This is a genomic window from Enterococcus sp. DIV1224 (assembly GCF_050555455.1).
GTDB classification, from domain to species: domain Bacteria; phylum Bacillota; class Bacilli; order Lactobacillales; family Enterococcaceae; genus Enterococcus_B; species Enterococcus_B lactis.
Genome location: NZ_CP187859.1, coordinates 1,788,297 through 1,814,094, shown reverse-complemented (window position 1 = coordinate 1,814,094; position 25,798 = coordinate 1,788,297). Strand labels below are relative to the sequence as shown.

The following is a 25,798-nucleotide window of genomic DNA, read 5'->3' as shown; positions in this document are numbered from 1 at the left end:
GGTTGGCTCATGAAGCAGTATCGACAGTTAAAAGGATATTTAGAAGCAAAAGGATATTGGGAGATACTAGTCTATCTCTTTTTTGGTGGTTTGGCTACGATTGTAAATTTTGTTAGTTTTGCTCTCGCACGCCAATATTTTGATTTAAGTATGGCCTTATCCAATTCTATTTCGTGGTTTTGTTCTGTATTGTTTGCTTTTGTAACGAACAAACTTTGGGTATTCCATTCAAAATCACCGAATTTTACACATGCACTTATTGAATGCGGTAAGTTCTTCTTTTACCGTATCCTTTCTTACGGATTGGACATGGGGGCAATGGTATTGTTGATCAATGTTATGAACAGCAATGAGTATGTGGCGAAAATCATCACTCAAATTATTGTTATCCTAGCGAACTATATTTTCAGCAAGTTGTTTATTTTTAAAGAAACTGAGGTTTTTGAAGAAGAAGTAGGTCAAAGTGAAAAAGACGACTAGGCATAACAATTGAAGAATTTCCTTCTCTTTGTTACTCTTTGTAATGTAGACATTATTAAGAAAACATTGAGGAGGAATTTTTTTATGACTTACACATTACCAGATCTACCTTATGCATATGACGCATTGGAACCTTATATTGACGAAGAAACGATGCATCTGCATCATGATAAGCATCACAATACTTATGTGACGAATTTAAATGCAGCAATTGAGAAATACCCAGAATTAGGCGAAAAAACAATAGAAGAATTATTATCTGATATGGACGCTATTCCAACAGATATCAAGACAGCTGTACGTAACAATGGTGGCGGACATGCTAACCATTCATTTTTCTGGGAAATCATGGCACCAAATGCTGGTGGCGAACCTACAGGAGAAATAAAAGAAGCGATTAATGAAGCTTTTGGTGATTTTTCTTCTTTTAAAGAAGAATTCAAAAAAGCAGCCGTTGGACGATTTGGTTCTGGATGGGCTTGGCTTGTAATGGAAAATGGAAAATTAGCTATTACCTCTACTGCAAATCAAGATTCTCCATTGATGGAAGGAAAGACACCAATTCTAGGTTTGGACGTTTGGGAACATGCTTATTATTTGAAATATAAAAATGTCCGACCAGATTATATTGCAGCATTCTGGAATGTTATTAATTGGGATGAAGTAAACAAACGTTTCGAAGCAGCAAAATAACCATTTCCTCCGTCATATCAGTCTTAAAAATAATTTGGAAAATAAAAGAGCGAAAGCTTGCTAGCGTTTTCTAAATTGGGTATAATGTTCTTGCAAGGTTACTTGCAAGAACTTTTTTGGAGGCTATACATTTATGGAACACGGAACGGTTAAATGGTTCAACAATGAAAAAGGATTTGGGTTTATTACAGTAGACGGCGGAGATGACGTATTTGTTCATTTCTCAGCAATTCAAGGAGACGGCTTCAAGAGCCTAGAAGAAGGTCAAGAAGTAGAATTCACGATTGTTGAAGGTGCACGCGGACCTCAAGCTGCTGAAGTGACTAAATTATAATAATTTGTTGAATAAAGACACGACTTCTTAGAGAGTCGTGTCTTTTTGTCTATTTATGAAGTTTTTAGATTTTTTGGCTAAGTAAATGCATTTGTTCACTTGACATGTCCTAACTAATTATCAAGCAAGGAACATTTTCTTCGTTAGTAATGGATTTTAAAGAAATTTCAGTTTTTTGGATGTTGAATAAAAGACCATTTGTGAAACCACTAGTATACATACTCATTCTCATGTCAATTCTATTACTTTAAAAGAAAATCGTTTTACTTTGAAGAGGAGCATATCTATCCATTAAAAGATGATGGTAATGCAATCACTAGTTCGAGTCATTTTAATAGCCATGCAGTGAGCTGGAAATAAAACGAATAGAAGATGGGTTTAACAAAAGGAACAGTCATAGGAAGAAATTTTCGTGAAATCGAATGATAATCTGAACGGTAGGCAAAGACTGTTAAAAAGATGAGAAAGGTATGTGCGATCATTTTACTGCACGATTATTTGGAAAATACCTTGTTGTTCGCTTTTTCTGGAAAAAATACATAAAAAAAGATAAAACGATTGCGAACTGCGTGTATTCGGTCTTTCGATCTTTTTCACGGTATGGTATGATAGTTAAGAATTTTGAGAAATTTTAAAAAATAATAATCGTTACACAAAAATGTTTTTTAAAGTTTTCTTATGATTAAAAAGTGAATTTGCTGATTGAACAGTTATATGAGACAATATTTTAGAAAATGTGAAACAGAGGTGTATTATGAAGCGATGGCAAAAAGTTCTATTAACCTTGTTAGGGGTATTCGTTTTGCTGATTGCCGGATTATCAGCATACGGAATCAGATTTATGGGAGAAGCGAGCCAAACAGTAAACAAAATTTCTAAAAACTCTAATCGAATATCCTCCAAACGTTCTGAGAGAGTAAGCATTGATGACAAAGAACCTTTTTCGGTTTTGCTATTAGGTTTAGATACCGGTGGATTAGGAAGAACGGAACAAGGACGTTCTGATACGATGATGGTAGTAACAGTTAATCCGAAACAAAAAAAATCAACGATCATCAGTTTGGACCGAGATATTTATACGAATATCGTAGGTTATGGAACGGTAGATAAATTAAATCATGCCTATGCATTTGGTGGTGTCGAAATGGCCATGGATTCAATTGAGCAACTGCTCGATATTCCTATTGATCATTATGTAACGATCAATTTGGATGGCATGGAAGATTTGATCAATGCGGTCGGTGGCATCAAAGTGAATAATAAAATTGACTTTACTTTGGATGGTGTCCATGTACCAGTAGGTGAACAAACATTGAATGGAGAAAAAGGTTTAGCCTATTCTCGAATGCGACACGAAGATCCAGAAGGCGATATCGGTCGACAACGTCGTCAGCGGGAAGTAGTGACGAAAATCGTCAATAAAGTTTTAAGTTTAGATGGCGTAAGCAATTATAGAAAAATTTTAAAAGCAGTTGAGAACAATGTGACGACGGACTTAGATTGGGATGACATGCTTGATGTAGCGACGAACTACACCCCGGCGTTTGAAACAATCAAACAAGACCAGTTGCAAGGCGAAGGACAAATGATCAATGATATCTACTATCAAATTTTAGGAAAAAATGATCTTCTTTCGATCCAAAATGAACTGAAGAAACAATTAAATATAAAAACAAGCGATACATTACCTAATTTGAAAAATGAGAATGCTTCAATGATGTTCTTTGATGATTCGGAAGATGGCGATTCGACAAACGGTGATGGATCGAATAGTGAAGGGTACACCGATTATTCTTCCTATTCAGAAAACACATATGATCAGTACCAAGATCCGAATACCTATTATCAGCAAACAGAAGATACAAGTCAGTACTATACACCAAGTCAAGATACTCAAAGTTATGATCCTTACGCTGGACAGGAACAAAATGGTTATGGTTATGACCAGAATAATGAGTATGGAACAACAAGTGGGTACTAGAAAAAAATAGTTTGGTTAATAAAGAGTGCCACCTAAATTAGACAAAAAATCTAACTTAGGTGGCACTTTTTCTATGTGTTAAATTACAGGACGTCTCTTTTTAGCGCTTAGTTTAAAAAATAAATTGAATAATTCAATAGAGTTGCGAATAGTACCCATAAATAATAAGGAATCATGAGCCACATTGCCAGGCGATGATGCAGCCACAACTGATACATAAGCATTGACAAGAAAATAACTAAAAGTGTAATATCGATTGCTGCAATGAAAATATTTCTTAAATTAAAAAATAGAGCAGACCATATAAAATTAAAAATGAACTGAATCACAAAAAGACCGACAAGATTGTTTCGCTGTTTTTTGTTGTTGTGATTAAGTAACAAATAAAGAGAAATACCCATCAATATATACAGTAAGGTCCACATCGGCCCAAATATCCAGCTAGGTGGTGCAAATGGTGGAAGTTGCAAAGAATAGTAATATTCTCCGGGATTTCCGCTAAGCAACCCTGATAAAAAGCCTAATATGACAATTCCTATAACACAAACCCAAAAACGAATATCTTTTATCATCTTCATTTTACTAACTCCTTTCTATAATAGTAGTTTACCATGAAGGCTCACAGCAAGACCTGTATTTAGTTTGTGAAGTAAGAAAAAAATTGATAATTGTTGTTATTAAAAAGTTGAACATTTGTTTATATGAATGATGTTTTTGAAAAAGATCATATGATTTGATTCTCATGTTTTCTATTTGTACTTTTCTCGTCTACTTCTGTTATAATCTGCATCTTACTTTTTTCACCTTTTTTACTTCAACATAAAATTATAAAATCATAATGTTTGTGTTAATGCAATAAAGCGTTTACAATGTGGTTATCAAATGAAGGAGGTTTCTACATGAAAAAGATTAGTACGTTATTGTTTATTGGGTTAGTTAGTTTAGGGTTGTTCGGTTTTAGCATTCCAGGATTTGCGCATGGTTATATTACTTCTCCAGGAAGCCGTGCATACCTAGGAACATCAGCAGCAGGAAACTTAAATCAAAATGTCGGAAGAGCACAATGGGAACCGCAAAGTATCGAAGCTACCAAAAATACATTCATTGATGGGAAAATTGCTAGTGCAGGAGTCAGCGGCTTTGAGCCTTTAGATGAACAGACATCTAACAGATGGCATAAAAACATGGTTAATCCAGGAACATTAAATATTACTTGGAATTTAACAGCACAACATCGGACAAGTACTTGGGATTACTACATTACCAAACCAACTTGGAATCCTAATCAACCTTTGAAATTTAGTGATTTTGAATTGATCACAAAAATAGACGACAAAGCAACTGTTCCACCAAAAACAGTCAACCAAACGATCACACTTCCGCAGGATCGAAAAGGATATAATGTGATTTTAGCAGTATGGAATATCAGCGATACGACAAATGCATTTTATCAAGTGATAGACGTGAATATCCAATAATAATCAAAAAGGGCTGTGACAAAAACTATGTCACAACCCTTTTTTTAAATAAATAGTGTCCTCCTGTTAACTCTTCGGTCACAAGTACAGTATTCATAAAACATGAAGAGCTATTTTTGTTTGGCTGTTCTTATTACTTGATACAGGGCAGACTTTTTCACAACCTCTTTCATTTAGTCAGCGAGTCTCGTCATCTTCACGACAACTTCACAACGTGCAGTCTGAGGAAACATGTCGACAGACTGTAAATATTCAATCTTGAACTTTTTACTTAAATCAACCAGATCTCTGGCAAGTGTAGAAACATTACAGGAAATATATACAAGTTTTTTTGGAGGGTATTTCAATAATGATTGGATCAATGCGTTATCCAAACCCGTACGTGGTGGATCTACGATGATACCATCAGGCTGAAAACCTTCATTCAACCATTTAGGCAGAACTTGCTCTGCTGTCCCGACTTCATATCGAGTGTTGTGATATCCTAATCTTTCCGCATTTTTTTTTGCATCAGCGATTGCTTGAGGAACGGTATCCATTCCCCGTACTTCTTTGGCTTGTTTTGCTACACTTAAGCCGATCGTCCCAACTCCGCAATAAGCATCCACGATCGTTTCATTAGGCTGGACATCTAATGCTTTAATTCCTTCGCCATAAAGCAATTCGGTCTGCTGAGGATTGAGTTGAAAGAAGGCACGAGGAGAAAGATCGAAAGTCACTTCATTGATTTGTTCTTCAATGGCTTCTTTTCCCCATAAGTGGATCGTTTCATCCCCCATCACGAGAGACGTTTTTTGTGCCTGGACATTTTGCATGATTGAAACAACTTCGGGCAGTCGTTCATTGATCTCACGGATCATTGCGTTTTTTTGCGGGAATTTTTTACTGCGAGTAATAAAAACAACTTGTAACTCCCCAGTTTTGACACCGATTCTAACCATGATTGTGCGGAAGATTCCACTGTTTGTCCGTTCATCATAGATGGGTGCATCAAATTTATTCAATAGTTGAACAACAGTATTCATTACTTTTTGTGTTCGAGGTTCTTGAACCAAGCAGTCTGTTATAGGGACTAACTGATGAGAGTTTGCTTCGTATAAACCAGCTTCAATTTTTTGAGTCTGCTTATTTTTTCGTAACTGAAATTGTGCTTTGTTTCTATAATGCCAAGGCTCATCCATCCCGATCGTCGGCAAAAGTTGATAAGATCGAAAGCCTGCTGGTTTGAATTTTTCCAATGCTTGCAAAAGCAGATCCTTTTTAAAATCCAATTGGGCTTGATAAGCTAAGTGTTGTAATTGACAGCCACCGCATTCATAGTAAACAGGACATGGTGCCACTACGCGATCTTTGCTTGTTTTTTTGACTTTTATTAATTCTCCTTCTGCATAGCGAGGGGTTGCTTTCGTGATTTTCACTAGTACTTCTTCTTTTGGTAGTGCATATGGAACAAATATGATCAACCGTTTGAAATAACCGATTCCTTCACCATTTATGCCTAAACGCTTGATTTTCAAAGGAACCGTTTGTCCAGTTTTGACAATTGTTTCTGCCATAAGTATCTCCCTTTTTTCTTTTTTCTGTGGTTTATTCTAACATATAATACCTGATTACGGGGATTTTCTGTGGTATGATAGAGAATATATGTTCGAGGAGGATGTTTATGTTAACCGTTACGAGAATCAGTAAAGGCAAAGGCCCTTTCTATCGCGTAGATTTATCTGAAGGAGAAGCTTTACAAGTATCTGAAGATGTATTAGTACGCTATCGATTATTAAAAGGACGGGAATTAGACGAAGAAACTATCCAAGAGATCAAGAAGAGTAGCGGAGCTGATTTCGGTTTTCACCTAGCAATGAATTACTTAAGTTATCAGTTGCGATCGGAAAAAGAAATCCGAACATACTTAAAAGAAAAGGAAATCCTTCAAGAAGATCGAAATAAAATCGTAGCCCGCTTAAAAGAATTGGACCTTGTCGATGATTTGGTCTATGGGGAAAGTTATGTGCGCACGAATATACGCTTAAGTGACAAAGGACCAAAGAAATTAGCGCAGCAGATGCAGCAAAAAGGTTTGAAACCTGAAATCATTGAACAAGCGCTCAGCCAATATACATTTGAAGACCAAGTTCAAAATGCACATCAGACAGCCGAAAAAGCGTTTGGAAAAAATCACGGAAAAAGCCAAAAAGAATTATTGAGAAAAATCCAACAAACATTGATGACGAAAGGCTTTTCTCAAGAAGTGATCCAACAAGCGATGGCTGATCTTCCGCAAGAAGCAGATCAAGAAATAGAATATGATTATTTAGTCAAACAAGGAGATAAACTATGGCGAAGAAATTTAAGATTTGAACCTAAAAAAAGAAATCTAAAAGTAAAGCAAAGCTTATATCAAAAAGGATTTGATTTGGATATGATCCAGCGATTCATTACGGAAAAGGAAGAGGAAAGTGAATAAAGAATGGGAAAAATGGACAGATAAAGAAACAAAAGAATTTCAAGATCAGTTCATTCAATGGTATGAACAAGAAAAAAGAAACCTGCCTTGGCGCTATAATCGTGATCCTTATCGTATCTGGATCTCTGAGATCATGCTTCAGCAAACCAGAGTAGACACAGTGATCGATTATTTTTATCGTTTCATGGAATGGTTTCCTACAATTGAAGAGTTAGCAAATGCTCCAGAAGAAAAGCTTTTAAAAGCATGGGAGGGCCTTGGTTATTACTCAAGAGCCCGAAACATCCAAGCTGCTGCTAAACAGATCATGTCTGAATTTGACGGAAAAATGCCGCAAACGCCTGAAGAAATCAGCTCATTGAAAGGAATAGGCCCCTATACGACAGGAGCGATTGCAAGTATCGCATTTGGACTTCCAGAACCCGCAGTTGACGGCAACGTGATGCGAGTAGTCAGCAGATTGTTTTGCATTGAAGCAGACATCGCAAAAGCTTCTAGCAGGAAAATCTTTGATGAAGCGATGCGGAAAATCATTGATGAAAAGCATCCAGGCGAATTCAACCAAGCAATGATGGATCTAGGTTCAGCTATCTGTACACCAACTTATCCAAAGTGTGAGACTTGTCCGATCCAAGCCTTTTGTTTAGCTAACAAACGAGGAATCCAAACGAGTTTTCCTGTAAAAACAAAAAAAGCAAAGCCAAAAGACGTTTATTATATCAGTGCGGCTCTTCAAAATCATTCTGGAGCGTATTATTTTGAAGAAAGAGATAGCCAAAAATTGCTGGCGAATATGTGGACATTTCCAATGATGGAAGTGACACAAGAGGAGTATGAGCGATTGAAAAAAGAATGGGAAACAAAGCCAGAAATCGATCTGTTTGATGACCTAGTAGCAGAAGAAGAGCAAAATCTCCCATTTGAAAAGCAGGAACTCTTTGTTTGGCAGACACGACATTTAGGAGAAGTTACTCATATTTTTAGTCATCTGAAATGGCATGTTCTCCTTTTTTACGGACGGGCAACCGAGGGAGCAGAACAAGAATTTACCGAGAACAAAACTTCGAAGTGGTTGAAGCCTGATGCATTTGATTCGGTCGTTTTTCCTAAGGTCCAAATGAAACTGGTAGATCAGTTAGAGAAAAATCGAAACAAAAGGAATCCTTTCTAGGCAAAGCTCATTTTTATTGATATAATAATTATGATGTCGGTGTAATGAACACCCAAACACAAAGCACAAAATGCTGCTTAAGGAAGGGTTGCTATGGGAGTTCCAAAAGAAGGAGAGTTTGTGACGATCCAAAGTTACAAGCACGACGGCAAATTGCATCGAACGTGGCGAGATACCATGGTATTAAAAACAAGCGAACACTCTATGATCGGCGTGAATGATCACACATTAGTCACTGAATCTGATGGACGCCGATGGGTAACGCGCGAACCAGCGATTGTTTATTTTCATAAAAAATACTGGTTCAATGTAATAGCAATGATCAGAGAAAAGGGGGTTTCCTATTATTGTAATCTAGCTTCACCTTTTTTGCTGGACGATGAGGCCTTGAAATATATCGACTATGACTTGGATATCAAGGTATTTCCTGACGGCGAGAAACGACTATTGGATGTCGATGAATATGAGATGCACAGCAAAATGATGAATTATCCTAACGATATTGACTTCATCCTAAAAGAAAATGTGAAGATTCTGGTTGACTGGATCAATAATGGAGATGGCCCGTTCTCGGAAGGCTATATTGATATTTGGTATAACCGTTACAAGCAATTGTCGCGTAAGTAAACACAAAAAAGAACAGTAAGCCAGTGAGAGATTTTTCTCAAAAGCTTGCTGTTTTTTGCTTTTTTCGAAATAAATTTTTATAAAGTCTTTTTCATATAAATATGAGGCATGCCAGCATCTTCAAAAGGATCGCCGTAAGCTGTATATCCTAGTTTTTCGTAAAAAGTTTCAGCTGTGGACTGTGCCCCTAATAAAATCGTATTATAGCCTTGATTCTTAGCAAAGTTTTCTGCTTCTTCAATCAGTATTTTTCCTAACCCTTGGTGTCTGTATTCAGAAAGAATCGCCATCCGCTGTAATTTCATTTTTCCGTTTTCTAAAGGCAAAAGACGTACAGTTCCTTGCGGTTCTTTTTTATCTGAGTACAGGACGAAGTGGATACAATGGGCTTCATCTTTGTCTATTTCTCGAGACAAAGGCACACCCTGTTCGACTACAAAAACTTGATGCCTGATCCGTACAGCATCTAAGTAAATATTGCTCATTGTATCTTTTGTTTGTACAACTTTCATGGTCTAGCCACCTTCCTTTCGTATAGTATACTGGAAAATAAAACAAATAAAAAGTATGGCAAGTTTTCAAAAATAAAAAAAGAATAAAAGAATTTTTAACGAATATAATATATACTAGTAAGAAAGAAAGGAGGAAATCTATTGTTTGAAAAACTTAGACAGTCTAAACTAATGTTTTGGTCGCTTGAATTATTAATCATAGCTGCATTGATCATGATTTCATCAGAAATAAACTTTATTTTCGAACCGATCGGGACATTTTTTTCCACGTTATTTGCACCTGTACTGATTGCAGGCTTTCTTTACTATTTATTGAATCCTATTGTCAAGCTGTTGATGAAAGCAAAAATCAAAAGAATATGGGCTGTCGCAATTGTGCTGCTCCTTTTAGTTGCAGCAATTATTTGGATTTTACTTAGTGTCATCCCAAGTCTAGTACAGCAAATTTCCTCATTGGCATCTAATATGCCTGATTTCATCAAACAGGTAGAAAGCTGGTTGAAAGAGGTAGCCGAATTGCCTTTGTTCAAGGAAGTAGATATTAATAAATATTTTGAGCAATTAGACATTTCTTACGGGACAATCATTCAGCAATTCCTTAGTGGAGTATCCAATAGTTTAGGTTCGATCGTTGGAACGATCGCTTCGGCAACCGTAGTAATCATTACAGCACCATTCATCTTGTTCTATATGTTGAAAGACGGAGAAAAACTAGTGCCAAACATCCAACAGTTTTTCCCAGAAAAAAGAAGAAACCAAATTGTGGAGTTATTGGGGCAACTGAATAAAACATTGGCTAATTACATTAGCGGACAAGCAATCGAATGTTTATTCGTTGGTACCTTCACATTTTTAGGATATATGGTAATTGGTGTGGATTATGCTTTCTTATTTGGGGTCATTGCGGGATTGACAAACCTAATCCCATATTTAGGACCTTATCTAGGACTAGCACCTGCATTTCTAGTAACAGTCTTCAATGATCCGGTAAAAGCATTACTTTGTTGTGTGGTTGTGCTAATCGTCCAACAGTTGGATGGGAATATCATTTATCCTAATGTAATTGGGAAATCACTGAAAATCCATCCATTAACGATCATTATCGTTCTTCTAGTAGCTGGAAATATTGCCGGATTGCTTGGTATCTTCTTAGGTGTTCCTTTTTACGCAATCTGCAAGACGATCATTTCCTATATAATCAAAATCGTCAAAGAAGACAAGCAAAATGAAAACAAGAAGAAAATTGCTACGACCTCGTAGGTAGTTTTAGTACACTTGTTTTTATTGCAAAGAAAATTGCTTTGTGATACCATTTTAACGTGGCTATAGTGCCACGTTTTTTTCTATCGTAAACTAAAAATTAATTTTATAAGGAGAGAATGCGATTATGAATGCTGACCCTGAGAGTCAGTCGCTGTTAGCGCAGATTTTATTATTGATCGTTTTGACATTGATCAATGCTTTTTTAGCAGCTTCCGAAATTGCTGTTGTTTCGATCAATAAGAATCGAATCGAGCAAAAAGCTGATGAAGGAGATGTGAAATCTCAAAAGCTTTTAAAAATATTGCAGAATCCAAATAATTTCCTATCGACAATCCAAGTAGGAATCACTTTGGTCAACATTTTGTCTGGTGCTTCACTAGCTAATACTTTATCGGAACGGTTAGCTCCGGTATTAGGTGGCGGCACAGCGGCAAAAAATATTGCAAATATCATTGTGCTGGCTATTTTGACCTATGTATCGATTGTTTTTGGAGAATTGTACCCTAAACGTATTGCTTTAAATAAATCAGAAGAAGTCGCAAAGTTCACTTCAGGGCTGATACGCTTGATTGGTGTAGTAGCTAAGCCCTTCGTCTGGCTGCTTTCTGCTTCCACAAGTTTATTGGCGCGTATCACGCCGATGACTTTTGATGATGAAGATTCAAAAATGACCAGAGATGAAATGCGTTATATGCTTGAAAACGAAGGCGTATTGAATAATGAAGAATTAGAAATGCTCCAAGGGGTTTTTTCTCTTGATACGAAAGTTGCCCGAGAAGTCATGGTCCCACGAACGGATGCATTTATGATTGATATCAACGACACTGTGGAAGAAAATGTGAATAAAGTTTTATCCGAAAACTATTCAAGAATCCCTGTTTATAACGAAGACAAAGATAAAGTAGTCGGAATCCTTCATACAAAGAATTTACTAAAAGCTGCCCATAAATTCGGCTTTGATAATTTAGATATCAAGAAAATCATGCAGGAGCCTTTATTCGTTCCTGAAACGGTCTTTATTGATGATCTGTTATATGAAATGAAAAAGACGCAGAATCAGATGGCTATTTTATTAGATGAATATGGCGGCGTCGTTGGGTTAGCAACACTAGAAGACCTTTTAGAAGAAATCGTCGGAGAAATCGATGATGAATCAGATGAAGTTGAGAATCTTTATGAAAAAATCGATGAACACGAATATATCATCCAAGGACGTATGCTGATTGATGAGTTCAATGAAGCTTTTGACAGCGATCTGCATATGAGTGATGTAGATACGATGGCTGGTTATTTGATTACAGCATTAGGCATGATTCCGGATGAAGGCGAAAAGTTATCGTTTGATGTCGATAATATTACGCTGGTTTCTGAAGAAATGGAAGGTTCTCGAATCCTTAAAATCCGTGTCATTTTTCATGATCCGGAAGAAACAGAAGCGGAACCTGAAGAAGAACGAAGATACTTCAGAAAAGAATTCGAAGATGACGAGCCAAGAAGATAATTGGAAACTTGGTTATGAAAGACGTGTTGCTTGAATAAACAAGCAACACGTCTTTTCTTTTAGTCAGCTGACAAAAAAATATTTGACTCTTATGGTTTGGTGGCTTTTTCATTCGCTGAATCCATGCTATACTGATTCAGTTGTAGTAGTTGACAAAGGTTGTGAAAAAGCTATCCTGCATTAAGTAATAAGAGCAGCCAAGCAAAAACAGCTTCTCGTGTTTTTGGCTTGGGTGGGCTTATTGCTGATAGGCTGTCTCTAGAACGCCGTTTACTCGGAAAAAGAGACTGCTACACGGCTTTTGTCACAGCCCTATATGAAATTGTCTTTCTTTAAGAGATCGGACAATCTGTGCCTAGAGAAAATATAAATAATTGAATGGAAGAAATGGAGTTAGGTTATGAATAATCCAGAATTAAAGCAACAAGTGGACAATCGCAGAACTTTTGCGATCATTTCCCATCCGGATGCTGGGAAAACAACGATTACAGAACAATTACTATTGTTTGGTGGGGCTATCCGTCAAGCCGGGACCGTAAAAGGCAAAAAAACAGGTAATTTTGCCAAATCAGACTGGATGGAAATCGAGAAACAACGTGGGATTTCTGTTACTAGTTCTGTTATGCAGTTTGATTATCAAGGGAAACGAGTAAATATCTTGGATACACCAGGACATGAAGATTTTTCTGAAGATACTTATCGTACTTTGATGGCCGTGGATAGTGCGGTTATGGTAATCGATAGTGCAAAAGGGATCGAAGCACAGACAAAGAAATTATTCCAAGTTGTAAAAAAACGTGGCATCCCGATATTTACTTTTATCAACAAACTAGATCGTGATGGTCGTGAACCATTGGAATTGTTAGAAGAATTAGAAGAGCTATTAGATATCGAATCTTATCCGATGAATTGGCCAATCGGTATGGGTAAAGGGCTAGAAGGTCTTTATGATATCTACCATAATCGTGTAGAGTTTTATCGTCCGGAAAATTATCAGGATGAACGATTAGTAGAATTGGATGAAGATGGACTGCTTCCCGAAAATCATCCTCTAACTGAAAATTCCTTATATGAACAAGTCTTAGAAGAAGTAGAACTAATCAAAGAGGCTGGAGATGCATTTAATCAAGAAAAAATTGCTCGTGGCGATCAGACACCAGTATTTTTTGGTTCTGCATTGACTAACTTCGGTGTACAGACTTTTTTAGAGACTTTCGTTGAATTGGCACCAGCTCCTTATGGACACAAAACACAAGATGATCAGATGGTAAGTCCTTATGAGGAAGAATTTTCAGGTTTCGTATTCAAGATCCAAGCAAATATGAATCCAGCCCATCGTGACCGAATCGCTTTTGTCCGAATCTGTTCTGGAACATTCGAACGAGGAATGGATGTCTGTTTGGAACGTACAAATAAAAAACTGAAATTAAGCAATGTCACACAATTTATGGCAGATTCGAGAGAAAACGTCGAAAAAGCAGTAGCAGGCGATATCATCGGTGTATATGATACAGGTAATTATCAGATTGGGGATACATTGTTCGAAGGAAAACTAAAAGTTGCTTATGAAGAACTCCCTTCATTTACTCCAGAGCTATTTATGAAAGTGACTGCAAAAAATGTCATGAAGCAAAAATCCTTCCACAAAGGAATCTATCAATTAGTTCAAGAAGGAGCGATTCAGCTTTATAAAACATATCTAACGGAAGAATATATCATTGGAGCTGTTGGTCAGCTACAATTCGAAGTATTCCAATATCGTATGTTAAATGAGTATAACGCCGAAGTAATCATGTCTCCAATGGGACACAAAATCGCTCGCTGGATCGATCCAGAAGATTTGGATGAGAAGATGAGTTCAAGCCGCAATATCTTGGCTCGTGACCGTTTCGACCAACCATTGTTCTTATTCGAGAACCAATTTGCAGAACGCTGGTTTGCGGATAAATATCCTAATGTAAAATTAAAAAGTTTGATGTAAAGAAGTCTTGACAAGCTGCCCTGCATCAAGTAATAAGAATAGCCAAACAAAAACAGCTTCTCATATTTTGTTTAGAGCCGTGACGGATTTTCCGTGACGGCTCTTTTTACTATTTAAAATCATAGAAATGTCTAATCAAAAAAATATAAAAATTATTTTGCGTACATATGATTAAAGAAAGGAGAGTGTGACACATGGAAACAGAATGGCAAAGACGTGAAAGAAAAAAACAGAAAAAAGAAGAGATGTTACAATTATGTCAATTATTAGATGTAAAAGACTGGGACAAAAACGAGCAGATTGCACAAAAAGTACGATCAATCATCCATAAAGAGGAAAAAGTTAAAAATAAAGACACGCGTAGAACTGAAAATGAAAAGAGAAAAGTACAAAAGAAAAGAGAAAAATCAAAAAGCTAGAAAGAAAAAGAGGCTGGGACAGAAGCGTTTAACTCCAAGAAATAAGAAGAAATTCACGAAAATTGCTTTTCAAATTTTTGTGAATTTCAGCTTATTTCCGAAGGAGTTGCTTCTGCTTCCGCCGTTTATACGTGTTTTGAGCGTGAGACAAAAGTGTTCTTTACTTTTGTCCCACGCTCTTTAATTATTATGTTCAAAATTTGTTTACACGGCTAATGTAGCGCCTAATTCATGTTTTGGAATCGAGATCTCAACAAGGCCTGCCAATTCGATTACTTTGATTTCATCCTCGTGGTAAACGGCGTCTTTGATTTTATCTAAGAAATAATTTTTAGCATCTTCGATTTCTTTCGGCTGGATTTTACGTTTGTCATTGATCAGCAGAATTTCATTATGTTCAGGGGCTTCAGTGTAGACAATAGTGGTATTTCCGGCTGTGTAGACCTTGACTAGATGGGCATCAGTGTTTTCAAGCTGGTTTAATACAAGACGGGAATGGCTGTTTGTTACATTTACCAATTTCATGGCGCTCACCTCTTTTATGTATTTTTAATTGCTTGTTTCTCTTATTATAATTTCTTTTTTATAAAATGAACAGTATTTTGACTTTTCTGAAAAAAGAATGAGACGGCATTTCTCAAAGAAATACCGTCTCACGCTATAAAACTGGATTTATTCAGCCGTTTCTTCGGCTGATTCTTTTGCCAAACGTTCTGGTTTAGAAGTAACGATGATTTTTCCATCTTTATCCAGTTTTGCTTTCAACTCATGGATAGAAGGGTGATCAAGATAAAATTCAGCGATACCATCTTCGATTTGTTCTTGGATCGTGCGTCGAAGAGGACGAGCACCCATAGATGGATCATAGCCTAAGTCAACTAATTTTTCTTTGACATTCGTAGGAACTTCGATGTGAAGTTGCTGTGCTGCCAGCATTTGGTTGACATCGTCTAGCATTAGTGTGACGATTGTCATCAAGTTTTCTTTTGATAATGCACTGAATTCGATGATCCCGTCAAAACGGTTCAGAAATTCTGGTGTAAAGTAGTTGTTTAATTGGTTCAATACAGAACGAGTAACACCTTCGCGTGCCGCACCAAAACCAACGTTTGCTTCTACTTTACCAGTTCCGGCATTACTTGTCATAATGATGATCGTATCTTTAAAGCTGACCGTTCTTCCTTGTGCATCTGTCAATCGACCATCATCTAAGATTTGCAAGAACATATGCAAAACATCTGGATGAGCTTTTTCTACTTCATCTAACAAGACAAGACTGTAAGGATTTCTCCGTACTTTTTCTGTTAATTGACCAGCTTCTTCGTATCCGACATAACCTGGAGGAGAACCAATCAATTTAGAGACACTATGTTTTTCCATATATTCAGACATATCGAAACGAATCATTGAATCTTGTGAACCGAATAGTTCGTAGGCAAGTTGTTTCGCAAGCTCTGTTTTACCTACACCAGTTGGACCAACAAATAAGAAGGAGCCGATTGGACGATTCTGTTTGTTTAATCCAACACGGTTTCGGCGAATCGCTTTCGCTACTCGATCTACAGCGTTATCTTGTCCGATGACATGAGCTTTCAAGTCATCTGCTAAGTTTTTCAGTTGTGTCTGTTCTTTTTCTTTTAATTCACCCACTGGAATACCTGTCCGTTGTTCAACGATTTTTTCCATATCTTTTTCGGTAATCACAGGTGTTTCCTCTTCAGTGAGCTGACGTTCTTTCATTTTTTGAAGTTTATTGATCTGATCGCGATAATAAGCTGCTTTTTCGAAATCTTCTTCTCGAGAAGCTAAAACTTTTTGTTCTTCTGCTTCTTGCAGTTTTTTCTCGATTGTTTTAGGATCAACGATTTGGATCGTCAAGTTTTTCTTAGAACCTGTTTCATCTAGCAAATCGATGGCTTTATCCGGCAAGAAGCGATCTTGGACATAACGATTGGATAAAGTTGCGGCTGCTTCGATGGCCTCATCAGTATATTTTACATGATGATAGTCTTCATAACGTTTTTGCAAACCTTTCAAAATACTAATCGTTTCTTCGACAGTTGGTTCATCTACCCGTACAGGTTGCATACGACGTTCTAAAGCAGCGTCTTTTTCGATGATGCGGTACTCGTTTAAGGTAGTAGCACCAACCATTTGCAATTCTCCTCGAGCTAAAGCTGGTTTTAAAATATTACCAGCATCCATATTTCCATCACCAGCAGAACCAGCACCGACGATTTCGTGAACTTCATCTATGAATAGGATCACATTTTCTGCTTGACGGATCTCTTCAATCAATTTTTGCATACGTTCTTCAAATTGTCCTCGTATACCAGTACCTTGGACTAAAGATACGACATCTAAACGAATGACTTCTTTGTCCATTAATTTTTGCGGTACATCACCATCTACGATTTTTTGTGCTAAACCTTCAACAACTGCTGTTTTACCAACACCTGGTTCTCCAATCAAGACAGGATTGTTCTTGGTTCGGCGATTTAAAATTTCAATGACTCGTTTGATTTCGTCATCGCGTCCGATCACAGGATCGATATCACCTTGTCGTGCTTGTTCTGTGATATTGATTCCATATTCTCCCAATAAACCTTCTGTATTGCCTTGAGGTGGCTGACCACCATTGAAGTTGTTGTTTCCGCCAAATTGTGTTGGTGGTGTTTGCTCATAATTTCCTTGCTGTTGCATTTGGCGAGACATGGAACGGAAAAGATCGTCCAAACTGCCAAATCCAAATGGATCGTTTTGGGCCATATTAGTCAGACCTCCATTTTGTTGATTTTTGATTTTTTGATAACAGCTCTGACAATAATCAAGTTGTGTCCGCTGACCATTGACAGTGGCATACAAGTGAATCGTTGCCTCATTCTTGCCGCAGTTTTGACAAAGCATGAATCATTCACGTCCTTTCACAAAAATGGGTACATCCATATTTTACATCTCGTTTTTCATGAGGTAAAAGAATAACCCCTAGTTTTTTAAGAGATTTATGAGGTAGAAAAGGTGAAATTTATATTGACCATTCCTGACCTTTGACTCTTATTATACTAAAAATAAAAAGGGAAGCAAGTAATTCGTTTCATATGAAAACAAAGAGGGTCAAAGGAAAGAATGATAAACGTCAGGAGAAGAGAAAGCGACAAGAAAAAGAAAATAAACATGTTTGTTATAAAATGTGAAGAAAAGGATGAAAAAGAATCCGGAATAATTTGAATACTTTTATCTGAAATTGAATGAAAACTGTTGTATCTAACGAAAAAAAATGTTAATCTTTACAGATGAAAGGGTGGCATTTGTTAGGATTCTCTGAATTACTAAAAAAGAAAACCCTCACATAAAAACAACACTCACTTAAAGGAGACCGATTAATATGGAAAAGAAAGAATTTCACGTAGTAGCAGAAACTGGGATCCACGCTCGTCCAGCTACACTATTAGTACAAACAGCAAGCAAATTTAACTCTGATGTAAACTTAGAGTATAAAGGTAAATCAGTAAACTTGAAATCAATCATGGGCGTTATGTCTTTAGGTGTAGGTCAAGGTTCTGATGTTACTATTACTGCAGAAGGTGCTGACGAAGCTGATGCAATGGCAGCAATCGTTGAAACAATGAAGAAAGAAGGCTTATCTGAATAATGGTTGAAATGCTAAAAGGGATTGCCGCTAGTGACGGTGTAGCCGTTGCAAAAGCTTACCTGCTAGTTCAACCGGATTTAACATTCAGTAAGGCAACAGTAGAAGATACTGCGGCTGAAGAAGCTCGTTTGGATGCTGCATTAGCTAAATCTACTGAAGAATTGCAGCAAATTCGTGAAAAAGCAGCGCAAAGCTTAGGTGAAGCAGAAGCGCAAGTATTTGATGCCCATTTGATGGTTCTTTCAGATCCAGAAATGGTAGGTCAAATCAAGCAAAATATTAAAGACAACAGCGTAAATGCTGAATCAGCGCTAAAAGAAGTAACGGATATGTATATCGGTATGTTCGAAGCAATGGAAGATAATGCTTATATGCAAGAGCGTGCTGCAGACATTCGTGACGTTGCTAAACGTATTTTAGCGCACTTATTAGGCGTTACTTTACCAAATCCATCAATGATCGACGAAGAAGTGGTCGTTGTTGCACATGACTTGACTCCAAGTGATACAGCACAATTAGATCGCAATTTTGTAAAAGCGTTTGTAACAGACATTGGTGGACGTACTTCACATTCTGCTATCATGGCACGTTCTTTAGAAATTCCAGCAATCGTTGGGACAAAAGAAATTACTGCTAAAGTCAAAGAAGGCGATATTTTGGCTGTCAACGGGATCGAAGGCGATGTAATCATCGATCCTACAGATGAACAAAAAGCTGAATTTGAAAAAGCAGGTGCAGATTACGCAGCACAAAAAGCAGAATGGGAAAAATTAAAAAATGCAGAAACTGTCACAGCTGACGGCAAGCATTTTGAATTAGCTGCAAACATCGGAACACCAAAAGATCTAGTTGGTGTCCATAATAATGGTGGAGAAGCAGTTGGTCTGTACCGTACTGAATTCCTGTATATGGATTCTCCAGACTTCCCAACAGAAGATGACCAATATGAAGCTTATAAAGCTGTATTAGAAGGTATGGAAGGAAAACCTGTAGTTGTTCGTACAATGGACATCGGTGGAGATAAAGAACTACCATATCTGCAATTACCTCATGAAATGAATCCATTCTTAGGATATCGTGCATTGCGTATCAGTTTATCTGAACAAGGCGATGAAATGTTCCGTACACAAATGCGTGCATTGCTTCGTGCATCTGTTCATGGTAACTTACGTATCATGTTCCCTATGGTAGCTACACTCAAAGAATTCCGCGCAGCAAAAGCGATCTTTGAAGAAGAAAAACAAAAATTGATCAGTGAAGGCAAGGAAGTATCTGATACGATCCAAGTCGGCATCATGATCGAGATTCCAGCAGCAGCAGTCTTAGCAGACAAGTTTGCAAAAGAAGTAGATTTCTTCTCTGTAGGTACAAACGATTTGATTCAATACACAATGGCAGCAGACCGTATGAACGAACGCGTTTCTTACTTGTACCAACCATATAACCCATCAATTTTACGTTTGATCAAAAATGTAATTGATGCAGCACACGCTGAAGGAAAATGGGCAGGTATGTGTGGAGAAATGGCTGGAGATCAAACAGCTGTTCCATTGCTAGTAGGTATGGGTCTAGATGAGTTCTCAATGAGTGCGACATCTATTCTTAAAACGCGTAGTTTAATGAAACGCTTGGACACAGCGAAAATGGCTGAACTTGCTGATCGTGCATTGAAAGAATGCGATACGATGGAAGAAGTCGTTGAACTTGTTCATGAATATGTAAAATAAACAACGTATCAAAAGCTGGTGTGGCTTGTAAAAGAGCTACGCCAGTTTTTTTGTTCTTTTTTAAGAAAACGTTTTCGTCAGTAAGAATAGACAAAAATAGGGCTTAAGTTTGAGTGACAGTTTGTAGGCTATGTTATACTATATAAGTGAAGGGGGACGTAAGGTGAAGGTATTATTATATTTTGAAAGTGAAAAGATGCTTGCAAAATCTGGAATCGGGCGTGCGCTTGATCATCAAAAACGTGCTCTGACGGAAGTCGGTATCTCTTATACACTAGATGAAAAAGAAGATTATGACATCCTGCACATCAATACATACGGAATCAATAGTCATAACATGGTCAATAAAGCCAGAAGAGAAGGAAAAAAAGTTGTCTATCATGCGCATTCTACAGAGGAAGATTTCCGAAATTCCTTTATCGGATCGAACCAGCTTTCTCCTATCGTAAAAAAATATCTGGTAGGATTGTACCAAAAAGCGGACTATCTGATCACGCCAACACCTTATTCAAAACAGTTGTTGGAAAGCTATGGTATCCGTGTGCCGATTCAAGCTATTTCCAATGGGATCGACTTAGAGAAATATCGCCCTGATCCAATGAAAGAACAAAAGTTCAGAGAATATTTCAAACTGTCTCCGGATCAAAAAGTAATCATTTGTGTCGGTTTGTTTTTCGAACGTAAAGGAATCATTGATTTCGTAGAAATTGCTAAGAAGATGCCCGAATACACATTTATTTGGTTTGGCCATGTTCCCATGTACTCGATTCCTCGGAACATCCGGAAAATTGTAAAAGAAGATCATCCTGAAAATGTCCTGTTTCCTGGATACATTCGTGGAGAGATCATAGAAGGTGCGTATTCAGGTGCAGACCTATTCTTTTTCCCTTCTTATGAAGAGACAGAAGGGATCGTTGTTTTAGAAGCTTTAGCAAGCAAACAAAACGTACTTGTTCGAGATATTCCAGTGTATAATGGCTGGTTAGAAGATAGCAAGAACTGCTATATGGGGAAGACAAACGAAGAATTTATCCGACTGATCCAACAGATTACCAATCAAGAACTACCGAGTACGACACAAGCCGGTTATCAAACAGCAAAAGAGCGAAGTATCAATAAAATCGGTGAAGAACTTAAAAATGTATACGAAAGTGTACTGAATGAAAAAGTCTCTAGCAAATTAAAAAAAGTAAATCAGATCAAGGACTAGTTTGGAGGCGAAAAACATGAAAATCGGCTTTTTTACCGATACCTACTTTCCGCAAGTCAGCGGAGTTGCTACATCGATCAAAACATTAAAACAAGAATTAGAAAGACATGGGCATGAAGTCTATATTTTTACAACGACCGATCCTAATGCGGATAAGTTGGAAAAAGATGTGATTCGAATGCCAAGTGTACCATTTATTTCTTTCAAGGATCGAAGAGTTGTTGTTAGAGGCATGTGGTATGCTTATTTGGTTGCCAAAGAACTAGAACTAGATCTTATTCATACCCATACAGAATTCGGAGCAGGGATACTTGGGAAGATGGTAGCTAAGAAGTTGAAAATACCTCTGATCCATACTTACCATACGATGTATGAAGACTACCTTCATTATATCGGTAAAGGAAAAGTGATCAGGCAATCCCATGTAAAATACTTGTCTAGATTATTTGCAAATCATACGACAGGTGTAGTTTGTCCAAGTGAACGTGTTATTGATACATTACGCAGCTATGGTGTAATAGCACCGCTTCGCGTGATTCCTACTGGTATCGACATTGAAAAATTCAAATGTTCTGATATCACTCAGCAGGATATCAGCAAATTAAGGGAGTCACTAGGTCTTCAGGAAAACCATTTGATGATTCTTTCTTTAAGCAGGATTTCTTATGAGAAAAATATCCAAGCCTTGATTAATGGGTTTCCTCAGGTCATCTCCGCTTATCCTAACGCCAGATTAGTTATCGTAGGAAAAGGACCTTATGTAGAAGAGTTAGAGGAATTGATCTCAGAACTGCAGTTAGAAGAATTTGTGCAGTTCACAGGAGAAGTGGACAACAATGATGTAGCACTTTATTATAAAGCGGCAGATTATTTTGTCAGTGCTTCTACTTCAGAAACACAAGGGCTTACTTATACAGAAGCGATGGCAGCCGGAACACCTTGTGTCGTGGAAGGAAATGCTTATTTGAACCGATTGTTCGATCATCCTTCATTAGGGAAAACTTTTGAAACCGACGAAGACTTTGCACCAGCACTTATTGATTATATTTCCAGTGAAGTTCCTAAAGATACAAAAGTTTTAGAAGCTAAACTTTATGATATTTCATCTACACATTTCGGCGAAGCTATGATCGAATTTTATCAAGACATGGTTGTTTATCATGAAGAAGAGATGCGAAGAAAAGAAGAAGAAGACTCGATTGAACGAATCAAAATAAAATTAAATTCATTTAAAAGATAAAATTCAAACATTTTTTATGAAAAAATCCTTGTTTCTAGCGTATACTAGCATAGAAGCAAGGATTTTTGATTTTTAGGAGGTCGAAAAAATGAAACTTGGTTTTATCGGAACAGGCGTCATGGGAAGTGCTGTCGCACGCCATCTACTAGAAGCAGGACACGAAGTAGCTGTCTATAATCGGACAAAAGCAAAAGCTGATCCTTTAGTAACAGAAGGAGCTATCTGGGCAGATACACCAAAAGCGGTAGCAGAACAAAGTAATATTCTCTTTACAATGGTAGGTTACCCCAAAGATGTAGAAGAAATCTACTATGGACAGTCGGGGATTTTTTCTGCAGATATCTCAGGACATATTTTAGTTGACTTGACTACAAGTACACCAAGCCTGGCAGAAAAAATTGCAAAAACAGCAAAAGAAAAAGGCGCAGATGCGTTAGATGCACCGGTATCCGGTGGTGACTTAGGAGCAAAGAATGGTACACTGACGATCATGGTCGGTGGAGAAGAAGCCGTTTATGATCAAGTACTGCCTTTATTCAAAGAATTTGGTACGACATTTACATTGCATGGTTCTGCTGGGAAAGGTCAGCATACAAAAATGGCTAATCAGATCATGATTGCAGGTACGATGACAGGAATGACGGAAATGCTTGTCTATGCACAAAAAAACGGACTTGATTTAAAGAAAGTGATTGAGACGCTTTCAGGTGGAAGTGCAGCTAACTGGTCTTTAAGCAATTATTCTCCTCGTATTTTAAAAGAAGATTACACACCTGGTTTTTTTGTCAAACATTTTATCAAAGATTTAAAGATTGCATTAGAAGAAGCAGAAAAAATGGACCTTGTATTGCCAGCAACTACCCAAGCATTGAAACTATATGAAGAGTTGGCAGATAAAGGTTTTGAGAATGACGGAACCCAAGCTTTGATCAAACTTTGGTGGCCTGAAGGAAAAATACCAGAAAAAAAATCATAAAAAACGAGTTTTTTTAGAGAAAATCAATGCAAGTAGGCTATGCTTTTGATACAATATAACAGAAATAAGAAAAGGAGGACCTCCGATGACACATTCACAATTAGTCGCAATCATAAAACGACTGGAGGCTATGGTCGAGTCAGCAGATAATGAACTGCAAGTTCGCCGTTTTGAAAAAGAAGGCGTAGAGAAGTGTACAGTAACTTATGATAAAGCGACCGATACATTTGAATTAACTGAAACAGATACTCATCAGCAATACGAATTTGATAATATCGATATCGTAGCGATGGAAATCTATGACTTAATCCAATAAATTTTAGGATAATTGACATTTGAAGTTGAAGATGCCTAAAAGAAGCCGATAAGCAACTAATTTAGTTGCTTTTCAGCTTCTTTTTTGTTTAACAGTTCAATTTCAGACTGTTCTTTTTCTAATTTTTTGCGGTAACTGATCAAGATTTGTACAGGATCGATTTCTTCTTTTGATAATTGACGTTTCAAAGATAAATGAGCTTCTTTCTTTTCATAATAGAAGTCAGGAGAAACGTCACCAGAGGCAATCATTGTTTCTACAAGTTGACCATAACAAACGAGGTAGTGCTTTTTCTGACTCTCATCTGCTGCTAATGGCATGCTGAAGGTGAGCGATGGTGTTCTTAAAAACTGCTTTTGTTCCTGGATCCGTCTAATAAAATAAGTAACTAATTCGATATCTTTTTGAAGCATACCGGCTTTTTCGAAATTCAACTGATAGATGAAATGTTGTTGTCTTTTTTTCAAGTAAGTCAGTAGCTTTTTGTTTCGGCCTTGAAACAGCCCTTGGAGTTCCTTTTTTTTCTGTTCAAAAGTCATTTCCTGTAGGTCAGGAAGCTGGACACACAAAGCTAACAAACTAATTTCAGACAACCAAGGCATTTGATAAGTTTCTTCCATTATACGCAAAATAGACGGCATTTTTTTATAGAGACGAAAAGGCCCGTATGTTCGAGCCGTAGGAGTATCTGTTAATACAAATCCCTTATTGGTAATATGTACATAATTATAATTACTGAAATAATTCATTTGTCGGTTATAAAAAGGTCGGTAATGTTGGATCAATTGACACTCGAGCAATAAAGCATCTAATTCCGTGTCTACTACGACGAAATCAAAATCTGTTATATGATGAATCATGCGTAATACTTTTTTCGAATGCTGTTTATTCTGATGAAAATAGCTGCTTACTCTATTTTTGAGCCGTTTTGCTTTACCAACATAGATGACCTTACCATCTCGGTCTTTCATAAGATAGACACCCGGCAGCATGGGGAGAGTTTTCATTTTTTCTTTTAACATAGGATCTCCTTTTACGCTTTGAATAAAAAGACTATAACAAATTTTGAAATAATGGACAAGTTTTAGGGAATTATATAGTTCTGTTCACAGAAAATACTTTGATAATCAAAATATGTGAGATAGATGATTTTTCTAATAAAAGAAATTATAAATGCTGATTTATCAGTTGTTTTAAATGAGTAAAATCTTAAAAAAAGCTCATATAGTAAAAAAATGATCTTTTAAGGTTGCATTTTGAAAAAAGTTAAGATATAGTTTGAACATCAAAAGATTTGATAATCAAACTAATTAGTGGACGGTGGAACATGGAACCAGATTTAAAAACAGTAAATGATTATCTTGTTAGTGTCTTCAATGATATTTTGACAATCGAAGAGTCTGAGCTGAAAAAATCTCAATTCAAAGATCTGTCAATCACAGAGATGCACACGATCGAGGCAATCGGGATGTACAAGAAAAAAACAACTTCAGAAGTAGCCAAAGAACTATCAATTACTGTTGGGACCTTGACCACTGCTATTAACAAGTTAGTAAAAAAAGGCTATGTCGAACGTATCCGCAGTGAAGATGACCGCCGCGTTGTAAAGTTGGGACTAACGAAAAAAGGAAAGTTACTATTTCGGGTCCATCAGCATTTTCATCGTGAAATGGTCAAGAACATCTTAGACGGAATGGCTACGGAGGAACAGCATGCCTTGCTGGATGCACTGAAAAACTTGCACGACTTCTTGCAAGACTATAAGTGAGGATATTT

The 25,798-nt window shown here is 37.1% G+C and carries 25 protein-coding genes; 19 read left to right on the top strand and 6 right to left on the bottom strand.

Translation table 11 applies throughout. The features are described from left to right. Positions 1-9 precede the first annotated feature (9 nt). From IGK53_RS08850 to IGK53_RS08835, 4 genes are all read left to right on the top strand, one after another. A complete protein-coding gene (locus tag IGK53_RS08850) occupies positions 10-480 on the top strand; it encodes a GtrA family protein (protein WP_002292862.1) in 471 nt (156 codons plus the stop codon). A gap of 84 nt (positions 481-564) precedes the next feature. Continuing rightward, the gene (locus tag IGK53_RS08845) at positions 565-1,173 is read left to right on the top strand and encodes a superoxide dismutase (RefSeq protein ID WP_002292861.1); all 609 of its coding nucleotides are present in this window, start codon (positions 565-567) and stop codon (positions 1,171-1,173) included. A gap of 133 nt (positions 1,174-1,306) precedes the next feature. Beyond that, positions 1,307-1,507 carry a cold-shock protein gene (locus IGK53_RS08840; protein WP_002292860.1) on the top strand — a complete coding sequence of 67 codons (201 nt, stop codon included), beginning with the start codon at positions 1,307-1,309 and terminating at the stop codon, positions 1,505-1,507. Between the two features lie 754 nt (positions 1,508-2,261). After that, positions 2,262-3,488, top strand: coding sequence for an LCP family protein (locus IGK53_RS08835; RefSeq protein WP_002295400.1), 1,227 nt, complete (start codon positions 2,262-2,264; stop codon positions 3,486-3,488). 107 nt (positions 3,489-3,595) lie between these two features. On the opposite strand, the gene IGK53_RS08830 is transcribed toward IGK53_RS08835, so the two are convergent. Further along, the gene (locus tag IGK53_RS08830) at positions 3,596-4,066 is read right to left on the bottom strand and encodes a TspO/MBR family protein (RefSeq protein WP_002329052.1); all 471 of its coding nucleotides are present in this window, start codon (positions 4,064-4,066) and stop codon (positions 3,596-3,598) included. A gap of 321 nt (positions 4,067-4,387) precedes the next feature. Between IGK53_RS08830 and IGK53_RS08825 the strand changes: the two genes are divergently transcribed. Next, entirely contained in the window at positions 4,388-4,966 is a 579-nt protein-coding gene (locus tag IGK53_RS08825; protein ID WP_002292856.1) for a lytic polysaccharide monooxygenase auxiliary activity family 9 protein, read from the top strand. Positions 4,967-5,139: 173 nt separating this feature from the next. On the opposite strand, the gene rlmD is transcribed toward IGK53_RS08825, so the two are convergent. Then, a complete protein-coding gene (rlmD, locus tag IGK53_RS08820; protein ID WP_002318633.1) occupies positions 5,140-6,522 on the bottom strand; it encodes a 23S rRNA (uracil(1939)-C(5))-methyltransferase RlmD in 1,383 nt (460 codons plus the stop codon). Positions 6,523-6,629: 107 nt separating this feature from the next. On the opposite strand from rlmD, the gene recX reads away from it, so the two are divergent. From recX to ntdP, 3 genes are all read left to right on the top strand, one after another. Then, positions 6,630-7,427 carry a recombination regulator RecX gene (gene recX, locus IGK53_RS08815; protein ID WP_002318634.1) on the top strand — a complete coding sequence of 266 codons (798 nt, stop codon included), beginning with the start codon at positions 6,630-6,632 and terminating at the stop codon, positions 7,425-7,427. Continuing rightward, positions 7,420-8,598 (top strand): A/G-specific adenine glycosylase, encoded by a 1,179-nt coding sequence (gene mutY, locus IGK53_RS08810; protein WP_002329053.1) that lies wholly within the window; start codon positions 7,420-7,422, stop codon positions 8,596-8,598. The genes recX and mutY overlap by 8 nt, the downstream gene beginning before the upstream one ends. Positions 8,599-8,691: 93 nt before the next feature. Beyond that, entirely contained in the window at positions 8,692-9,225 is a 534-nt protein-coding gene (gene ntdP / locus IGK53_RS08805; protein WP_002290817.1) for a nucleoside tri-diphosphate phosphatase, read from the top strand. Positions 9,226-9,302: 77 nt separating this feature from the next. Here the strand turns inward: ntdP and IGK53_RS08800 are convergent, their stop codons facing one another. Beyond that, positions 9,303-9,737 carry a GNAT family N-acetyltransferase gene (locus IGK53_RS08800; RefSeq protein ID WP_002290819.1) on the bottom strand — a complete coding sequence of 145 codons (435 nt, stop codon included), beginning with the start codon at positions 9,735-9,737 and terminating at the stop codon, positions 9,303-9,305. A gap of 141 nt (positions 9,738-9,878) precedes the next feature. Between IGK53_RS08800 and IGK53_RS08795 the strand changes: the two genes are divergently transcribed. The 4 genes from IGK53_RS08795 to IGK53_RS08780 all read left to right on the top strand — a co-directional run bounded on the left by IGK53_RS08795 (position 9,879) and on the right by IGK53_RS08780 (position 14,901). Continuing rightward, on the top strand, positions 9,879-10,997 hold the full coding sequence (locus IGK53_RS08795; protein ID WP_002290821.1) for an AI-2E family transporter: 1,119 nt from the start codon (positions 9,879-9,881) through the stop codon (positions 10,995-10,997). Between the two features lie 127 nt (positions 10,998-11,124). After that, on the top strand, positions 11,125-12,501 hold the full coding sequence (locus tag IGK53_RS08790; RefSeq protein ID WP_002290822.1) for a hemolysin family protein: 1,377 nt from the start codon (positions 11,125-11,127) through the stop codon (positions 12,499-12,501). 400 nt (positions 12,502-12,901) lie between these two features. Continuing rightward, entirely contained in the window at positions 12,902-14,482 is a 1,581-nt protein-coding gene (locus tag IGK53_RS08785; RefSeq protein WP_002290823.1) for a peptide chain release factor 3, read from the top strand. Positions 14,483-14,676: 194 nt separating this feature from the next. Further along, positions 14,677-14,901, top strand: a complete 225-nt coding sequence (locus IGK53_RS08780) for a hypothetical protein (RefSeq protein ID WP_002290824.1) — start codon at positions 14,677-14,679, stop codon at positions 14,899-14,901. A 204-nt stretch (positions 14,902-15,105) separates the two neighbouring features. On the opposite strand, the gene IGK53_RS08775 is transcribed toward IGK53_RS08780, so the two are convergent. Both IGK53_RS08775 and IGK53_RS08770 read right to left on the bottom strand, forming a co-directional pair. Then, complete coding sequence (locus IGK53_RS08775) at positions 15,106-15,426, bottom strand: DUF1827 family protein (RefSeq protein WP_002290825.1); 321 nt, start codon at positions 15,424-15,426, stop codon at positions 15,106-15,108. A 147-nt stretch (positions 15,427-15,573) separates the two neighbouring features. Next, positions 15,574-17,808: an ATP-dependent Clp protease ATP-binding subunit gene (locus IGK53_RS08770; RefSeq protein WP_002287598.1), complete on the bottom strand. Its 2,235-nt coding sequence runs from the start codon at positions 17,806-17,808 to the stop codon at positions 15,574-15,576. Positions 17,809-18,286: 478 nt separating this feature from the next. On the opposite strand from IGK53_RS08770, the gene IGK53_RS08765 reads away from it, so the two are divergent. From IGK53_RS08765 to IGK53_RS08740, 6 genes are all read left to right on the top strand, one after another. Next, the gene (locus IGK53_RS08765; RefSeq protein WP_002287602.1) at positions 18,287-18,553 is read left to right on the top strand and encodes a phosphocarrier protein HPr; all 267 of its coding nucleotides are present in this window, start codon (positions 18,287-18,289) and stop codon (positions 18,551-18,553) included. Next, positions 18,553-20,280 carry a phosphoenolpyruvate--protein phosphotransferase gene (ptsP, locus tag IGK53_RS08760; RefSeq protein WP_002290826.1) on the top strand — a complete coding sequence of 576 codons (1,728 nt, stop codon included), beginning with the start codon at positions 18,553-18,555 and terminating at the stop codon, positions 20,278-20,280. The genes IGK53_RS08765 and ptsP overlap by 1 nt, the downstream gene beginning before the upstream one ends. A gap of 163 nt (positions 20,281-20,443) precedes the next feature. Continuing rightward, positions 20,444-21,490, top strand: coding sequence for a glycosyltransferase family 4 protein (locus IGK53_RS08755; protein ID WP_002319376.1), 1,047 nt, complete (start codon positions 20,444-20,446; stop codon positions 21,488-21,490). 16 nt (positions 21,491-21,506) lie between these two features. Continuing rightward, positions 21,507-22,730 (top strand): glycosyltransferase family 4 protein, encoded by a 1,224-nt coding sequence (locus IGK53_RS08750; RefSeq protein ID WP_002329055.1) that lies wholly within the window; start codon positions 21,507-21,509, stop codon positions 22,728-22,730. 88 nt (positions 22,731-22,818) lie between these two features. Further along, positions 22,819-23,706 (top strand): NAD(P)-dependent oxidoreductase, encoded by an 888-nt coding sequence (locus IGK53_RS08745; protein WP_002287606.1) that lies wholly within the window; start codon positions 22,819-22,821, stop codon positions 23,704-23,706. Positions 23,707-23,791: 85 nt separating this feature from the next. Then, on the top strand, positions 23,792-24,022 hold the full coding sequence (locus IGK53_RS08740; RefSeq protein ID WP_002287607.1) for a YkuJ family protein: 231 nt from the start codon (positions 23,792-23,794) through the stop codon (positions 24,020-24,022). Positions 24,023-24,078: 56 nt separating this feature from the next. Here the strand turns inward: IGK53_RS08740 and IGK53_RS08735 are convergent, their stop codons facing one another. Continuing rightward, complete coding sequence (locus IGK53_RS08735; RefSeq protein WP_002329056.1) at positions 24,079-25,044, bottom strand: GIY-YIG nuclease family protein; 966 nt, start codon at positions 25,042-25,044, stop codon at positions 24,079-24,081. Between the two features lie 305 nt (positions 25,045-25,349). Here IGK53_RS08735 and fabT point away from each other — a divergent pair, with 305 nt between their 5' ends. Then, on the top strand, positions 25,350-25,790 hold the full coding sequence (fabT, locus tag IGK53_RS08730; protein WP_002287610.1) for a fatty acid biosynthesis transcriptional regulator FabT: 441 nt from the start codon (positions 25,350-25,352) through the stop codon (positions 25,788-25,790). Positions 25,791-25,798: the final 8 nt, after the last annotated feature.

Coding starts and splice junctions, on each gene's coding strand:
- IGK53_RS08770 (WP_002287598.1), bottom strand. CDS start 17,808: ATGCTTTGTCAAAACTGCGGCAAGAATGAGGCAACGATTCACTTGTAT.
- IGK53_RS08790 (WP_002290822.1), top strand. CDS start 11,125: ATGAATGCTGACCCTGAGAGTCAGTCGCTGTTAGCGCAGATTTTATTA.
- ptsP (WP_002290826.1), top strand. CDS start 18,553: ATGGTTGAAATGCTAAAAGGGATTGCCGCTAGTGACGGTGTAGCCGTT.
- IGK53_RS08765 (WP_002287602.1), top strand. CDS start 18,287: ATGGAAAAGAAAGAATTTCACGTAGTAGCAGAAACTGGGATCCACGCT.
- IGK53_RS08750 (WP_002329055.1), top strand. CDS start 21,507: ATGAAAATCGGCTTTTTTACCGATACCTACTTTCCGCAAGTCAGCGGA.
- IGK53_RS08835 (WP_002295400.1), top strand. CDS start 2,262: ATGAAGCGATGGCAAAAAGTTCTATTAACCTTGTTAGGGGTATTCGTT.
- fabT (WP_002287610.1), top strand. CDS start 25,350: ATGGAACCAGATTTAAAAACAGTAAATGATTATCTTGTTAGTGTCTTC.
- rlmD (WP_002318633.1), bottom strand. CDS start 6,522: ATGGCAGAAACAATTGTCAAAACTGGACAAACGGTTCCTTTGAAAATC.
- recX (WP_002318634.1), top strand. CDS start 6,630: ATGTTAACCGTTACGAGAATCAGTAAAGGCAAAGGCCCTTTCTATCGC.
- IGK53_RS08740 (WP_002287607.1), top strand. CDS start 23,792: ATGACACATTCACAATTAGTCGCAATCATAAAACGACTGGAGGCTATG.
- IGK53_RS08840 (WP_002292860.1), top strand. CDS start 1,307: ATGGAACACGGAACGGTTAAATGGTTCAACAATGAAAAAGGATTTGGG.
- IGK53_RS08735 (WP_002329056.1), bottom strand. CDS start 25,044: ATGTTAAAAGAAAAAATGAAAACTCTCCCCATGCTGCCGGGTGTCTAT.
- ntdP (WP_002290817.1), top strand. CDS start 8,692: ATGGGAGTTCCAAAAGAAGGAGAGTTTGTGACGATCCAAAGTTACAAG.
- IGK53_RS08845 (WP_002292861.1), top strand. CDS start 565: ATGACTTACACATTACCAGATCTACCTTATGCATATGACGCATTGGAA.
- IGK53_RS08780 (WP_002290824.1), top strand. CDS start 14,677: ATGGAAACAGAATGGCAAAGACGTGAAAGAAAAAAACAGAAAAAAGAA.
- IGK53_RS08745 (WP_002287606.1), top strand. CDS start 22,819: ATGAAACTTGGTTTTATCGGAACAGGCGTCATGGGAAGTGCTGTCGCA.
- IGK53_RS08785 (WP_002290823.1), top strand. CDS start 12,902: ATGAATAATCCAGAATTAAAGCAACAAGTGGACAATCGCAGAACTTTT.
- IGK53_RS08850 (WP_002292862.1), top strand. CDS start 10: ATGAAGCAGTATCGACAGTTAAAAGGATATTTAGAAGCAAAAGGATAT.
- IGK53_RS08775 (WP_002290825.1), bottom strand. CDS start 15,426: ATGAAATTGGTAAATGTAACAAACAGCCATTCCCGTCTTGTATTAAAC.
- IGK53_RS08830 (WP_002329052.1), bottom strand. CDS start 4,066: ATGAAGATGATAAAAGATATTCGTTTTTGGGTTTGTGTTATAGGAATT.
- IGK53_RS08825 (WP_002292856.1), top strand. CDS start 4,388: ATGAAAAAGATTAGTACGTTATTGTTTATTGGGTTAGTTAGTTTAGGG.
- IGK53_RS08800 (WP_002290819.1), bottom strand. CDS start 9,737: ATGAAAGTTGTACAAACAAAAGATACAATGAGCAATATTTACTTAGAT.